Raw genomic sequence first — 12,116 nt, 5'->3', positions numbered from 1 at the left:
TCTTTTTTAACAGAAAAGGCCTGCTGCGCAGTCCAGCGGGAGCAAGCTCCCTCGCCACAGAGGTATTCAGCCAGCGGTTAAATACCCGTTATTCAATCATTGGGTAACGGCATTTTGTCGTCGTCCGGAATGCCGTCACCAGCGCTCGGATCTGGCGTCAGCACATTAGGTCGCGCCAGCGGATCGCGCAGCGGGCTGTCCGGATCCAGCACAGGATCCACGTCGTCCTCAGGCGTGGTCGGCACGCTGTCCGGTTTTTTATCGTCGAAGCTGGAATCGGTACTCATACGCACCTCACTTCATGGTTTCAGATCGGCCAACGGATCATAGGGCTTGGCCGGTCGCTGGCTGTCGTCGTCGGGTTGCACGTCTCGCGGCGCCTTGGCGGGGCCGACCGGATCAACCTGCGGATCGTCGAGATCCGGCGAATCCGGATCGAAACCCAGATCATGACCGGAAGAATGCTCGCTTGAGTGTGGGCCTTTCGGGGATGGGGAATCTGCCATGCTCGCCTCCTGATTCACCCGCACATTCGGGCTCTATCAGTGAGAGGCCTGCCGGGCGTGAGGGTGCCCGGCAAATGACGAACGGAGCCTTAATGTGCGGCCAAGGCCTTTCTGGCTTGCGCCGCTTCACGTTCCTGGCCGGCCTGCGCCAGCTCGTCCGCGGCCTTGAGCCAGCGCTGGCGGTCGACTTCGGCAGGAATCTGCGACGGTTTCTGGATCAGTACTGCCCAGCCGCCGGATTTTTCGAAGGCGGATTCAAAGGAACTGAAACTCATCAGTTCGCGGCGATTCATCCCGGCGCGCAACAGCACCTTCTGTTTCAGCCGGTCATAACCGGAAAGGATCGCGTAACGCGGTTCAGCCCAGAACGCCGAGCCTTCACTAAAGCGCACCATCACCGGATAACCGGCCGCCACCTGAGTCAACAAGGCAGGCAGGTTCTTGTCCAGCGGGTAGACCACCATGCCGTAATCACGGGCCAGGTTCTGCAGATTCTGCTGCAACTGATCCTGTGCCCCCGGCAGATGCAACGGTTTTTCCAGCAGGCCCGGGGTGATCATGATGCCCTGCTGCGACAACAGGCTGGCCAGCACTTGCGGACCACTTTGATTGGCTTCGCCGCGATAGAACGTGCCGCTGAGTTCGACCCGTTCCGGCAGACGCTTGACCTGCGGCGCGACACTGCCCGCACACCCTGCCAACGCCGCCGCGCAACCGGCCACCAGCAACGCCCCTCGCAATCGAGAAAATACCTGCACCATCATCACTCTCGTCAGACGCCGGTCATCGTGTTCCGGCAACGCCTGCGATCATAGGGCGACGCACGCCTGCGGTATAGCCTTAAACCGCAGACTGATCGTTTGCATAGAGCGAACTGATTGGTCATTACCGACCTTTGGTCAATAGTCTGAAACACCCCATTGTCTAGACTGTCACTGAAACAGAGCGAATTGAAAAAGTGAGTGCCCGACGCAGGGCAAAGAGGAGGCACTGATGAGCCTGACCATGACTATCGTAATGCTGATCGCCGGCTGGCTGGCCGTGGCCACTGCCATGTTGTGGGGCGTGCTGCGGATTTCGCGGCGCCACCATCACCTGCAGCCACCTGTGGCGGTCGAAAAACCGCAAAAGCACAACGCACGGCACGCGACCGCACATTGATTCTGTAAACGTTCCGCCCATAAAAAAGCCCCCTGAACGCTTGGCGCTCAGGGGGCTTTTGGCTGGTCAGCGCTTACGCCTGCTGAGCCAGCTTCTTCTGCTTAGCCCGACGCGACATCATGTTCAGCACCTCAATCGCTGCCGAGAACGCCATGGCCGCGTACACATAACCTTTCGGTACGTGGGCGCCGAAGCCTTCGGCGATCAGCGTCATGCCGATCATGATCAGGAAGCCCAGCGCCAGCATCACCACCGTCGGGTTGTCGTTGATGAACTTGGCCAGCGGTTCAGCCGCAAACAGCATCACCATTACCGAGACCACCACTGCGATCACCATGATCGGCAAGTGCTCAGTCATGCCCACCGCAGTAATGATGCTGTCGATGGAGAACACCATGTCCAGCATCAGGATCTGACCGATCGCGGCAGCGAAGCCCAGGGTCACGGTCGATGTTGCGCTTTTCGGGTCTTCCGGCGCCGGGTCCATGCTGTGATGGATCTCGGTTGTGGCTTTCCACACCAGGAACAGACCACCGGCAATCAGGATCATGTCCTTCCAAGAGAACGCCTGGCCCATGATTTCGATCACAGGGGCAGTCAACTGCACGATGAAGGCGATGGTGCTCAACAGAGCCAGACGCAGAATCAGCGCCATGCCGATACCGATTCGACGCGCCTTCTGACGATGCTGCACGGGCAGTTTGTTGGTCAGGATCGAAATAAAGATCAGGTTATCGATGCCGAGTACGATCTCCATCACCACCAGTGTGGCCAAAGCAACCCAGGCGGCGGGGCTGGCGGCGAGTTCTAACAGATATTCCATGGGTCAGTCCTGACTCTGTGTAAGACGGTTTAGATGGTCTTGGAGGAAGATTCGGATTTTTCCGCGTCTTTTTCCGGTGTTTCTTTTTTCTCGATCAGGCCGCCGGTGGCGTCGCTGAGTGCTTGTTCAGCAGCCTTGTGCGTGTCGTCGATCGCCTGTTTGGCGCTTTCGGCGGCCTTGCCCATCAACTGCTGGGCGCTTTTCTCGGCCTGATCGCAACCGGCCATAAGCAGTAAAGACGTAAACATCAACGCTGGAATTGTGTATTTCATGGGACTTCCTTCGAATGAACAGACAGGGTCTCAGACCGCCCGTCGATGGCTGGGCATTCTAAGGAGACAAACACTTCAGGAAAATTCGTATTTTTAGCGGCTATACTTCGGTTTTAACGAACACTGCGCAATCCAGTCAGAGGCCATTGCTCGATGCTCAACTACCGACAACTGCATTACTTCTGGGTGGTCGCCAAGACCGGCAGCATCGTGCGTGCCTGCGAACAGCTGAACCTCACGCCACAAACCATCAGCGGGCAGATTTCGCTGCTCGAACAAACATACGGCATCGAACTGTTTCAACGGGTCGGCCGTCAGCTGGAGCTGACCGAAGCTGGACGTCAGGCCCTGCCCTACGCCGAGCAGATGTTTCAGTTAGGCGGCGAACTGGAGCTGATGCTGCGCGCCCAGCCCAACGAGCAGCAGATACTGTTCCGCGTCGGCGTGGCGGACGTGGTGCCCAAGTCCATCGTCTATCGCCTGATTGCGCCGACCATGGAGTTGCACGAGCCGCTACGCATCACCTGCCGCGAAGACAAACTCGAACGCCTGCTGGCGGATCTGGCGATCCAGCGCCTGGACCTGGTGATTTCCGACAGCCCGATGCCGTCGCACCTCGACATCAAGGGCTATAGCCAGAAGCTTGGCGAATGCGGGATCAGTTTCTTCGCCACCACGAAGTTGGCAGCGCAATACGGGCAGGATTTCCCGCGCAGCCTCAACGGCGCACCGCTGTTGATCCCCGGCGCGGAAACCGTGGTGCGCAGCCGTTTGCAGCGCTGGTTTGCCGAGCAACAGATCCAGCCGCGAATCGTCGGGGAGTTCGATGACAGCGCCCTGATGCAGGCCTTCGGCCAATCGGGCAGCGGGATCTTCATCGGTCCGAGCGTGATTGCCGATGAAGTCAAACGCCAGTACGGCGTCGAAGTGATTGGCCAGACCGATGCGGTGACCGAGTCGTTCTATGCCATTTCGGTGGAGCGCAAGGTCAAGCACCCCGGCATCGTTGCGATTACCGAAGGTGCCCGACGCGAGCTGTTTACCGCGTTATGACGCCTGGGCGCACGCTTCGCGCGGTTTGAGCGTCATCAGCACCATGGCGAGGAACACCGACAACAGAATGAACCCGGCAGCGGCGAACCCCAGAAAACCCAGGCCGGCACTGTCGATCACCCGCCCGCCGATCATCGCTCCGAGGCCGATCCCGAGGTTGGCCCCGGCGATATTCAGCGAGGCGGCAAAGGCTGGCGCTTCCGGTGCGGCCTTCATCAGGCGTACATGGCTGACCAGGAACAACGCAGCCTGGGTGATGCCCCAGATGCCCATGGCTACCGCCAGACCCACCGTCGAGTGAATGTTCGGCACCAGCGAGACCATGCCGGCAATCATGAACGCGCAGAACAACACCGAGGCGCCCAGTGGATGACGATCCACCGCGCGACCGCCCAGTGAGTTGCCGATCAGCCCGACCGCACCGAAGCCCATCAGGCACCAGCCAACCACCGTGCCGTTGAACCCGGCCAGACGCTCAAGAATGTCGGCCAGATAGGTATAAGCGGTGAACATGCCGCTGAATACCAGAATCGACAACAGCACATGGCCGATCATCAGCGGGTTGCGCAGGATCTTGAACTGCGAGGCGAAGCTGACCTGATGCTGGTGCAGACTGGTTTTCGGCAGGTAAACAAACAGCAGCAAGGCCTTGGCGAAAGCGATCACCGCCAGAATCGCAAACGCACTGCGCCAGCCGAACGCATCGGAAATCAACGTGCCCACCGGAATGCCGAACACCGTCGCGCAAACAATGCCGAAGCCGATCTTGGCAATCGCGCGGCCGGCATGATCCGGGCCGACGATGTCCACCGCCGTCTCACTGGCCAAGGCCCAGAACACCGGCAGGCCGAGCGCCGGGATCAACCGGGCGATGGCCATGACCCAGATGTTCGGCGCCAGCGCCGCAACGGTGTTGGCCAGGCCGAACATGATCAAAATCGTGATGAACAACTTGCGCCGCTCGAACCGGGCGAAATACGCGGTCAAAAATGGACCGAACATCGCCACCGTGAAAGCGAATAGAGTCACCAGCAAACCGGCCTGCGGAATGGTTACCGCCAGGTCGCGGGCAATGGCCGGCAACAGGCCGACGATGACGAATTCCGTGGTCAGCACCGTGAATCCGGCGGCGGACAACAGAAGAATGGGCAACAGCATGAGCAACTCCAGCAAAACGACGACACCAGCGATGACCAAGAGGCCCGCTGGCAGACTATGAAAATGAGGATGGCGAATCTTAACAGAGTGTTTCCGGGCTGACTTGCACAAACCTGCCGACTTGCCGATCAATCCGGTGGCAGATCGTCACAGGCCTGAAGGATAACGCCTACGCTGTGATAAAGTCCGCGCCCTGAAAAACGTACACCCTATTCAGCGGCCTGTTTAACAGCGTTGATGGCGCGTCAGCCCTTTCGGTTCGTGCCGGTGACCTGCCCCCCGATGTATCACCGGTTTCACGCAACCTTGCACCCTATAAAAAATCAGAGATGCCGTTATGACCGCTTCATCCCCTTCTCTATTGCAACGCCTGAAAAACCTCAGCCTGGTCACGCAGATCCTGATCGGCCTGATTGCCGGTATCGCTCTGGCGCTGTTCGCCCCGGAAGCGGCGAAAGGCTCGGCGTTCATCGGCAAAGTGTTCGTCTCGGCACTGAAAGCCGTGGCCCCGATTCTGGTGTTCGTGCTGGTGATGGCGTCGATCGCCAACCACAAGCACGGTCAGGAAACCCATATCCGGCCGATCCTGTTTCTTTATCTGCTCGGCACATTCGCTGCGGCGGTGGTGGCGGTTGTCGCCAGCATGGCGTTTCCCTCGCATCTGGTGTTATCCACCGACAACGTGTCAGTCACCGCGCCAGGCGGCATCGCCGAGGTGCTGCAAAGTCTGCTGTTGAGCGTGGTCGATAATCCGGTCAGCGCCCTGATGAACGCCAACTTCATCGGCATTCTCGCCTGGGCGATCGGCATGGGCGTTGCCATTCGCCACGCCGGTGACACCACCCGCGAAGTGCTCGGCGATCTGTCCAACGGCGTGACGCTGATCGTGCGCGTGGTGATTCGTTTCGCCCCCCTGGGCATTTTCGGTCTGGTGGCCTCGACGCTCGCGACCTCGGGCTTCGGCGCACTGATCGGTTACGCGCATCTACTGGGCGTGCTGCTGGGCTGCATGCTGTTCGTCGCGCTGGTGATGAACCCGCTGATCGTGTTCGGGAAACTCCGTCGCAACCCGTACCCGCTGACCCTCAAGTGCCTGCGCGAAAGCGGCATCACCGCGTTCTTCACCCGCAGCTCGGCGGCGAACATTCCGGTCAACCTGGAACTGAGCAAGCGCCTGGGCCTGCACGAAGACACCTACTCGGTATCGATCCCGCTGGGGGCAACCATCAACATGGCCGGCGCGGCGATCACCATCACCGTATTGACCCTGGCCGCGGTGCACACGCTGGGGATTGCCGTGGACATTCCAACCGCGATTCTGCTCAGCGTCGTCGCGGCGATCTGCGCCTGTGGCGCCTCGGGCGTGGCCGGCGGCTCGCTGCTGCTGATTCCGCTGGCGTGCAGCCTGTTCGGTATCCCGAGCGAGATTGCCATGCAGGTGGTGGCAGTCGGTTTCATCATTGGGGTGTTGCAGGACTCGGCGGAGACGGCGTTGAATTCGTCCACCGATGTGCTGTTTACCGCCGCGGCGTGCCTGGGTGAAGAGGCGAAAGCCCAGCGCACTGCGTAACAATTGCTGCAATGAAAAGCCCGCCAAGGTGTGAACCCAGGCGGGCTTTTTTGTGGCCGAGATCTTTCCCCCCTCACCCCAACCCTCTCCCCCCAAGGGGTGAGGGGGAAAGGGAGCCGATCTTTGTCGGATTCAAGTCTTGAGTTCGACTCGATAGATCAAGTCGGCGTATCTCGAACAAACAACGCGATCAGTCCCCTCTCCCACTGGGAGAGGGCTAGGGTGAGGGCTTCTAACGATTTAGTACGCGCCCATGTAATCGCGTTTACCCACTTCAACACCGTTGTGGCGCAGCAGCGCGTAGGTGGTGGTGACGTGGAAGAAGAACTGCGGCAGACCGTAGCTCAGCAGGTAAGCCTGGCCGCTGAAGCGCTTCTCCTTCGGCGTGCCCGGACGGGTCACGATCTCGATGCCTTCCTTGCCGTTGATCTGCTCCGGCTTGATCTCGCCGATGTAGGCCAGAACCTTGGCGATCAGCGCCTGCAGCTCGGCGAAGGTGGTTTCGGTGTCGTCATATTTCGGGATTTCGACTTCGGCCAGACGCGAGGAAACGCCCTTGGCGAAGTCGACGGCGATCTGCACCTGACGCACCAGCGGGAACATGTCCGGGTACAGGCGCGCTTGCAGGAAGGCGTTCGGGTCGATGTTTTTCTCGGTGGCGTGGGCTTCAGCCTTTTTCAGGACATCGCTCAGGGCGTTGAGCATTTGTTGAAAAACCGGGACGGATGCGGCGTACAGGGAAATGGTCATGGCAGTCTCGTGTAGTGGCTGGGTGGAACGTGGAGGCGATTATAGCCATGGTTGATGACCACACGGCTTGCCTTTTGTTAGCCAAGGATTAGGCTAGGCGCCTTCGACTGCAGAGGGAACGCGCGATGACCACCGAACTTGAAAGCATCACCGACGAACCACGGCTCAACGCCACGGAAATCCGCATTCTGGGTTCTTTGATCGAGAAACAGGCCACTAGCCCGGAAACCTACCCGCTGACGCTCAACGCACTGGTGCTGGCCTGCAACCAGAAAACCAGCCGCGAGCCGGTGATGAACCTGACCCAGGGCCAGGTCGGCCAGAGCCTGCGTGCGCTGGAAAGCCACGGTTACGCCAAACTGGTCATGGGCAGTCGCGCCGATCGCTGGGAGCACAAGCTCGACAAGGCGCTGGAGCTGGTGCCGGCCCAAGTGATTCTCACTGGCTTGATGTTCCTGCGTGGCCCGCAGACAGTGAATGAGCTGCTGACCCGCAGCGGCCGGATGCACGATTTCGAAGATGCCGAGCAAGTGTTGCATCAGCTCGAGCGCCTGATCGCGCGCGGACTGGCGGTGTTGATTCCGCGTCAGGCCGGTCAGCGCGAAGACCGCTACACCCATGCGCTGGGCGATCCGGTAGATATCGAGGCGATCCTGGCGGCGCGGCAGAATCCTGGGGAACGCGCGACCAGCGGCGTTTCCGTGGAGAGAATCGAAGAGCTGGAAGCACGGATTGCCGCACTGGAAGAGCGCCTGGCGCGTCTCGAATAATCACCACAATACCTTGTAGGAGTGAGCCTGCTCGCGATTGCGCTGGTTCATTCAGAATTTCATTGCCTGACAGACCGCCATCGCGAGCAGGCTCACTCCTACATGAGATCTACGGGTTATTCACCATCCCAGTAATCCACACCATCCGCCTGCCGCGCCACGGCAACGAAGCCTGACGCATTGCCTTGGTCATCGACTTTGAAGTTGTCCATCACCGCGTATTTGTTGGAGTCCGGGTATTCACAGATATCCGGTTGCTGCTGGGTGCTGACCGCCAGGTAACGCAGTTCCGCGTCGCTGGTGTTGATGATCTGATGCGCCGTTTCCGGGCCGCCCGGCGGGCAGGCGATCACGTCGCCCGCGCGAATCGGAAAGCGTTCGGCCCCCAGCCGCACTTCGCCCTTCCCGGCCACCACATAGAACATCTCTTCATTGACCCGATGGCTGTGAAACGGACTGCCGCGCATGCCTGGCGGCAAGGCGTACAACCGATAGCCGAGTTTCTGCGCGCCGAGCTGCTGGCCGATGCGCGCCATGCGTTGTTGATAGCGACCAGCGGTTTCGCCCTCCGGAGCAAGGGCTTCGGGCAGGGATTCGAGTTCGACCTGGTGCAGGTTGAGGATGGGCGGATGCATGGGGAGCCTCGATCAGGTTTTTTATGAGGGGCAAGTCTGGGCTTGCTGAGGCCGCAGTATAGGCAACCGACTAACAACCGAGTCGCGGCCTTCGCGAGCAAGCCCGCTCCCACAGGATTTGTGGTTGCTCACCTGGTTGTGTTGCAACCTGATACCTGTGGGAGCGGGCTTGCTCGCGAAGAGGCCCGATGGATCAGCGCAAAACTCAATGATCAGCTGCGAGCAAATGCCACCGCCGCCGCAAACTGCTCCTCACTCGGCCGCACCCCGGTGTACAGCACAAACTGCTCCAGCGCCTGGATCGCAATCACTTCCAGCCCGGTAATCACCTTCTTGCCCTCAGCCCGCCCACGCACGATCAGCGGCGTCTCGGACGGAATCGCTACCACATCGAATACCGTGTCGGCGGCCTGGATCACTTCAGGCTCGAACGCCAGTTGCCCGGCCTCCGGCCCGCCGTCCATGCCCACCGGGGTGACGTTGATCAGCATCTGCGGCCGCTCTTCGCCCAAATCCGCCTGCCAGCGATAGCCCAGCGAGTCCGCCAGTGCCCGTCCGGCGCGCTCGTTACGCGCAACGATCAAGCCATTCTTGTAGCCACCATCGCGCAAGGCACTGGCCACCGCTTTGGCCATGCCGCCGCTGCCGCGCAGGGCGAACGTCGTGTCTTGCGGTACCGCGTGGGTTTCCAGCAATTGCGCGATGGCGATGTAATCGGTGTTGTAAGCCTTGAGATGGCCGTGGGTGTTGACGATGGTGTTGATCGACTGGATCGCCGCTGCCGACGCATCCAGCTCATCGACCAGCGCGATGCAGGCTTCCTTGAACGGCATCGACACCCCGCAACCACGAATCCCCAGCGCACGAATGCCGCCGACGGCCCCCGGCAGGTCCTGACTGCTGAACGCCTTGTAATAGAAGTTCAGGCCCAACTGCTCATACAAATGGTTATGAAACCGCAGACCGAAGTTCCCGGGGCGCCCTGACAGGGACATGCACAGCTGGGTGTCTTTGTTGGGATTCATCTGCATGAAACTTCTCCTTGAAAACGGACTTTCGGATGGACGGAGTTAGCCATTCCATCGGGTTCTGGACGATCATAGGCGCCTGTCTGCAACGGGCTGCGAGCCCCTTTGACCGACCGGTAAAGAAGCCGGTACAGACCTTACACAAAATTTACCCAGCGGCTGTGCTGATTTTCAGAATTTCGCTGTCATAGAAGTATCCCCGCGACAACTTTGGGCCTGGTGCAGGCCCGGACGCCGGGTCGAAGAACCGAGGAATTATCATGATTCGTAAACTCCCCATCGTGGCCTTGTTGATTGGTGCATTCGCTATCACAGGTCAGGCAGAAGCCCACGGCGGTGGCTGGCAGGGTCCGGCAGTGTTTGGTGCGATCGTCGGCTCGGCCATCATCGGCTCCGCCTTGATCAACCAGGACCGGCCGGTCTACGTGCAACAGCCTGTTTACGCTCAACCGGCACCGGTTTATGTGCAACAGCCGCCGCCACCGGTCTACTACCAGCCGGCCCCGGTCTATGTGCAACAACCGGTCTACGTGCCTGGCCCGGTCTACTACGGCCCACCACGCGGCTATTACGGCCGGCCACACGGCTACTACGGTGGCCCGCGCTGGTAATCGCAACCAACAAGCCCCGCTTTATAGCGGGGCTTTTTTATGACCGTCGGTCGGGCCAAGTCTGAAAAAATCTCGCCAAGGTCGCTGTGAGGACAGTCCCGGCAGCTAAAGTCGGCATGATGGACTTGACCGTCGGGGGCAAAACACAGAACGGTCATCTATTTGTCATGACGGAACCGCAATCTGAATCCGTCCGTAAACAACAGGTTGATAAAAACAAGGACGACCCATGCCTACTCAAAATCCGCACCGCATCGTCGGCCTGTGCACTTCAAGCAAGGTGTACAGCGCGCTGACTGAACTGAAACACCTGGAAGGCCACCGCTGCGCCAAGTTTCTTTCGCTGCTGGCGGAGAATCTCGTGCACAAGGGCCTGCTCAATGAGCGCGAAGTGGTGCACATGCTCGACCAGGTTGTCGATTGAAACAGCCCTCACTGTTATCAATGACCACTATCGAAAGCGTTGATTGTCCCTGAGCGCAGCGAATCCCTAAGGTAGCTCCACAGATTGATGGAGGTACTTGTCATGGCTCAGGTTCAAATCATGTCGGTAATCGGCAGCGCTGTTCCCGCATCGCTCAGAGCGTCGGGATTGCTCGCCTGCTGGTATCTGGTGCGCGATGGCGAGCCGATCAGCGGCCCGCTCACTTCGCTGCCCGCGGCGCAGGCCCTGTCACAGAAAATCGTCAGCGGCCCATTCCACGCTTAAGGCAACTGGACTTTCGGTTTGGTCTCGATGAACAGCGCCCAACTGGACATGAACAGCGCTGCGATCAGCGGCCCGATCACGAAACCGTTGAGGCCAAACACCGCGAGGCCGCCGAGGGTCGAGATGAGGATCATGTAATCGGGCATGCGCGTGTCCTTGCCGACCAGGATCGGGCGCAGCACGTTGTCCACCAAGCCAATCACAAACACCCCGAACAGCCCCAGCACCACGCCCTGCCAGATCATCCCGCTGAGCAGGAAGTACACCGCCACCGGCGCCCAGACGATCCCCGCACCCACCGCCGGCAACAGCGACAGAAAGCCCATCAGCACCGCCCACAGCAACGCGCTGGGAATGTCGAGAAACCAGAAAATCGCCCCACCCAATGCCCCTTGAGTGACCGCCACCACCAGGTTGCCCTTGACCGTCGCGCGTACCACCCGATTGAACTTCAACTGCAAACGGCGTTTGTGGCTCTCTTCCAACGGCACCGCGGTTCGTACCTTGCGCACCAGCTCGGCGCCATCGCGCAGAAAGAAAAACAGCAGGTACAGCATGATGCCGAAGCTGACCACGAACTCGAATGTGCCTTGACCGAAACTGAACGCCTGACTGGCCAGCACCTGACTGCCCTGCATCGACGCCTTGACGATTTTCTCGCGCAAACCGTTCAACTCGCCCATGCCGAAGCGATCGAGCAAATGCTGAAAATACGGGGGCAAACTGTGTTTGAACTGCGCCAGATAGGCACCGATGTCCAGTTGGCCGCTTTCGATGCTGTTGTAAACCGTCGCGCCTTCCTGGACCAACAGGATGCTGAGGATGATCACCGGCAAGATCGCGATCACCAGGCAGATGCCCAGAGTACAAAGCGCTGTCAGGTTGCGCCGCCAGCCGAATTTGAGCTGTAACTTGCGCTGCATCGGCGCAAACAGAATGCCGAGAATCACCGCCCAGAACACCGCGCCGTAGAACGGCAGCAGAATCCAGATGAAAGCGACCGTCACCAACAGCAACAGCACGGTGAGGGATTTGAATTGCAGGGTTTTTTCGTTCATGTCCGATCCATG

At 59.6% G+C, this 12,116-nt stretch carries 17 protein-coding genes; 7 read left to right on the top strand and 10 right to left on the bottom strand.

The window, feature by feature from the left end:
• Positions 1-92: 92 nt before the first annotated feature.
• The 3 genes from E4T63_RS10180 to E4T63_RS10170 form a co-directional block, all read right to left on the bottom strand.
• Positions 93-287: a hypothetical protein gene (locus E4T63_RS10180; RefSeq protein ID WP_047291581.1), complete on the bottom strand. Its 195-nt coding sequence runs from the start codon at positions 285-287 to the stop codon at positions 93-95.
• A gap of 12 nt (positions 288-299) precedes the next feature.
• On the bottom strand, positions 300-506 hold the full coding sequence (locus tag E4T63_RS10175) for a DUF6021 family protein (RefSeq protein ID WP_047597456.1): 207 nt from the start codon (positions 504-506) through the stop codon (positions 300-302).
• Between the two features lie 89 nt (positions 507-595).
• Positions 596-1,267, bottom strand: a complete 672-nt coding sequence (locus E4T63_RS10170) for a peptidase C39 family protein (protein WP_135295398.1) — start codon at positions 1,265-1,267, stop codon at positions 596-598.
• Between the two features lie 244 nt (positions 1,268-1,511).
• On the opposite strand from E4T63_RS10170, the gene E4T63_RS28505 reads away from it, so the two are divergent.
• Positions 1,512-1,667 (top strand): hypothetical protein, encoded by a 156-nt coding sequence (locus E4T63_RS28505; protein ID WP_167797053.1) that lies wholly within the window; start codon positions 1,512-1,514, stop codon positions 1,665-1,667.
• A gap of 73 nt (positions 1,668-1,740) precedes the next feature.
• Here the strand turns inward: E4T63_RS28505 and E4T63_RS10165 are convergent, their stop codons facing one another.
• Positions 1,741-2,490, bottom strand: a complete 750-nt coding sequence (locus E4T63_RS10165; RefSeq protein WP_027613902.1) for a TerC family protein — start codon at positions 2,488-2,490, stop codon at positions 1,741-1,743.
• Positions 2,491-2,519: 29 nt separating this feature from the next.
• Positions 2,520-2,762 (bottom strand): hypothetical protein, encoded by a 243-nt coding sequence (locus E4T63_RS10160; RefSeq protein WP_007965379.1) that lies wholly within the window; start codon positions 2,760-2,762, stop codon positions 2,520-2,522.
• 153 nt (positions 2,763-2,915) lie between these two features.
• Between E4T63_RS10160 and nhaR the strand changes: the two genes are divergently transcribed.
• Positions 2,916-3,815, top strand: coding sequence for a transcriptional activator NhaR (gene nhaR / locus E4T63_RS10155; RefSeq protein ID WP_134785956.1), 900 nt, complete (start codon positions 2,916-2,918; stop codon positions 3,813-3,815).
• On the opposite strand, the gene E4T63_RS10150 is transcribed toward nhaR, so the two are convergent.
• Positions 3,810-4,973: an MFS transporter gene (locus E4T63_RS10150; RefSeq protein ID WP_135295397.1), complete on the bottom strand. Its 1,164-nt coding sequence runs from the start codon at positions 4,971-4,973 to the stop codon at positions 3,810-3,812. The two genes, nhaR and E4T63_RS10150, sit on opposite strands and share 6 nt — an antisense overlap.
• Before the next feature lie 337 nt (positions 4,974-5,310).
• Here E4T63_RS10150 and sstT point away from each other — a divergent pair, with 337 nt between their 5' ends.
• Positions 5,311-6,543 carry a serine/threonine transporter SstT gene (sstT, locus tag E4T63_RS10145; protein ID WP_135295396.1) on the top strand — a complete coding sequence of 411 codons (1,233 nt, stop codon included), beginning with the start codon at positions 5,311-5,313 and terminating at the stop codon, positions 6,541-6,543.
• Positions 6,544-6,783: 240 nt separating this feature from the next.
• Here sstT and E4T63_RS10140 read toward each other — a convergent pair whose 3' ends face one another.
• Positions 6,784-7,293 (bottom strand): DUF1993 domain-containing protein, encoded by a 510-nt coding sequence (locus E4T63_RS10140; protein ID WP_007965386.1) that lies wholly within the window; start codon positions 7,291-7,293, stop codon positions 6,784-6,786.
• Between the two features lie 125 nt (positions 7,294-7,418).
• On the opposite strand from E4T63_RS10140, the gene E4T63_RS10135 reads away from it, so the two are divergent.
• On the top strand, positions 7,419-8,063 hold the full coding sequence (locus E4T63_RS10135; protein WP_135295395.1) for a YceH family protein: 645 nt from the start codon (positions 7,419-7,421) through the stop codon (positions 8,061-8,063).
• 116 nt (positions 8,064-8,179) lie between these two features.
• Here E4T63_RS10135 and E4T63_RS10130 read toward each other — a convergent pair whose 3' ends face one another.
• On the bottom strand, positions 8,180-8,698 hold the full coding sequence (locus E4T63_RS10130) for a cupin domain-containing protein (RefSeq protein ID WP_134785952.1): 519 nt from the start codon (positions 8,696-8,698) through the stop codon (positions 8,180-8,182).
• A 212-nt stretch (positions 8,699-8,910) separates the two neighbouring features.
• On the bottom strand, positions 8,911-9,729 hold the full coding sequence (locus tag E4T63_RS10125) for a shikimate 5-dehydrogenase (protein ID WP_135295394.1): 819 nt from the start codon (positions 9,727-9,729) through the stop codon (positions 8,911-8,913).
• Between the two features lie 257 nt (positions 9,730-9,986).
• Here E4T63_RS10125 and E4T63_RS10120 point away from each other — a divergent pair, with 257 nt between their 5' ends.
• The 3 genes from E4T63_RS10120 to E4T63_RS10110 all read left to right on the top strand — a co-directional run bounded on the left by E4T63_RS10120 (position 9,987) and on the right by E4T63_RS10110 (position 11,046).
• Complete coding sequence (locus E4T63_RS10120; protein WP_007965394.1) at positions 9,987-10,337, top strand: hypothetical protein; 351 nt, start codon at positions 9,987-9,989, stop codon at positions 10,335-10,337.
• Positions 10,338-10,566: 229 nt separating this feature from the next.
• The gene (locus E4T63_RS10115) at positions 10,567-10,761 is read left to right on the top strand and encodes a hypothetical protein (protein WP_025108897.1); all 195 of its coding nucleotides are present in this window, start codon (positions 10,567-10,569) and stop codon (positions 10,759-10,761) included.
• A gap of 102 nt (positions 10,762-10,863) precedes the next feature.
• Entirely contained in the window at positions 10,864-11,046 is a 183-nt protein-coding gene (locus E4T63_RS10110) for a hypothetical protein (RefSeq protein WP_135295393.1), read from the top strand.
• Here E4T63_RS10110 and E4T63_RS10105 read toward each other — a convergent pair.
• Complete coding sequence (locus E4T63_RS10105) at positions 11,043-12,104, bottom strand: AI-2E family transporter (RefSeq protein ID WP_135295392.1); 1,062 nt, start codon at positions 12,102-12,104, stop codon at positions 11,043-11,045. The two genes, E4T63_RS10110 and E4T63_RS10105, sit on opposite strands and share 4 nt — an antisense overlap.
• Between the last annotated feature and the right edge of the window lie 12 nt (positions 12,105-12,116).

This window comes from Pseudomonas fluorescens (assembly GCF_004683905.1).
Lineage (GTDB): Bacteria > Pseudomonadota > Gammaproteobacteria > Pseudomonadales > Pseudomonadaceae > Aquipseudomonas > Aquipseudomonas putida_A.
This window is presented reverse-complemented; position numbering and strand designations above follow the sequence as displayed.

Excerpts from the sequence above, each read along its gene's own strand:
- E4T63_RS10180 (WP_047291581.1), bottom strand. The coding sequence starts at position 287 with ATGAGTACCGATTCCAGCTTCGACGATAAAAAACCGGACAGCGTGCCG.
- E4T63_RS10175 (WP_047597456.1), bottom strand. The coding sequence starts at position 506 with ATGGCAGATTCCCCATCCCCGAAAGGCCCACACTCAAGCGAGCATTCT.
- E4T63_RS10170 (WP_135295398.1), bottom strand. The coding sequence starts at position 1,267 with ATGGTGCAGGTATTTTCTCGATTGCGAGGGGCGTTGCTGGTGGCCGGT.
- E4T63_RS28505 (WP_167797053.1), top strand. The coding sequence starts at position 1,512 with ATGACTATCGTAATGCTGATCGCCGGCTGGCTGGCCGTGGCCACTGCC.
- E4T63_RS10165 (WP_027613902.1), bottom strand. The coding sequence starts at position 2,490 with ATGGAATATCTGTTAGAACTCGCCGCCAGCCCCGCCGCCTGGGTTGCT.
- E4T63_RS10160 (WP_007965379.1), bottom strand. The coding sequence starts at position 2,762 with ATGAAATACACAATTCCAGCGTTGATGTTTACGTCTTTACTGCTTATG.
- nhaR (WP_134785956.1), top strand. The coding sequence starts at position 2,916 with ATGCTCAACTACCGACAACTGCATTACTTCTGGGTGGTCGCCAAGACC.
- E4T63_RS10150 (WP_135295397.1), bottom strand. The coding sequence starts at position 4,973 with ATGCTGTTGCCCATTCTTCTGTTGTCCGCCGCCGGATTCACGGTGCTG.
- sstT (WP_135295396.1), top strand. The coding sequence starts at position 5,311 with ATGACCGCTTCATCCCCTTCTCTATTGCAACGCCTGAAAAACCTCAGC.
- E4T63_RS10140 (WP_007965386.1), bottom strand. The coding sequence starts at position 7,293 with ATGACCATTTCCCTGTACGCCGCATCCGTCCCGGTTTTTCAACAAATG.
- E4T63_RS10135 (WP_135295395.1), top strand. The coding sequence starts at position 7,419 with ATGACCACCGAACTTGAAAGCATCACCGACGAACCACGGCTCAACGCC.
- E4T63_RS10130 (WP_134785952.1), bottom strand. The coding sequence starts at position 8,698 with ATGCATCCGCCCATCCTCAACCTGCACCAGGTCGAACTCGAATCCCTG.
- E4T63_RS10125 (WP_135295394.1), bottom strand. The coding sequence starts at position 9,729 with ATGCAGATGAATCCCAACAAAGACACCCAGCTGTGCATGTCCCTGTCA.
- E4T63_RS10120 (WP_007965394.1), top strand. The coding sequence starts at position 9,987 with ATGATTCGTAAACTCCCCATCGTGGCCTTGTTGATTGGTGCATTCGCT.
- E4T63_RS10115 (WP_025108897.1), top strand. The coding sequence starts at position 10,567 with ATGCCTACTCAAAATCCGCACCGCATCGTCGGCCTGTGCACTTCAAGC.
- E4T63_RS10110 (WP_135295393.1), top strand. The coding sequence starts at position 10,864 with ATGGCTCAGGTTCAAATCATGTCGGTAATCGGCAGCGCTGTTCCCGCA.
- E4T63_RS10105 (WP_135295392.1), bottom strand. The coding sequence starts at position 12,104 with ATGAACGAAAAAACCCTGCAATTCAAATCCCTCACCGTGCTGTTGCTG.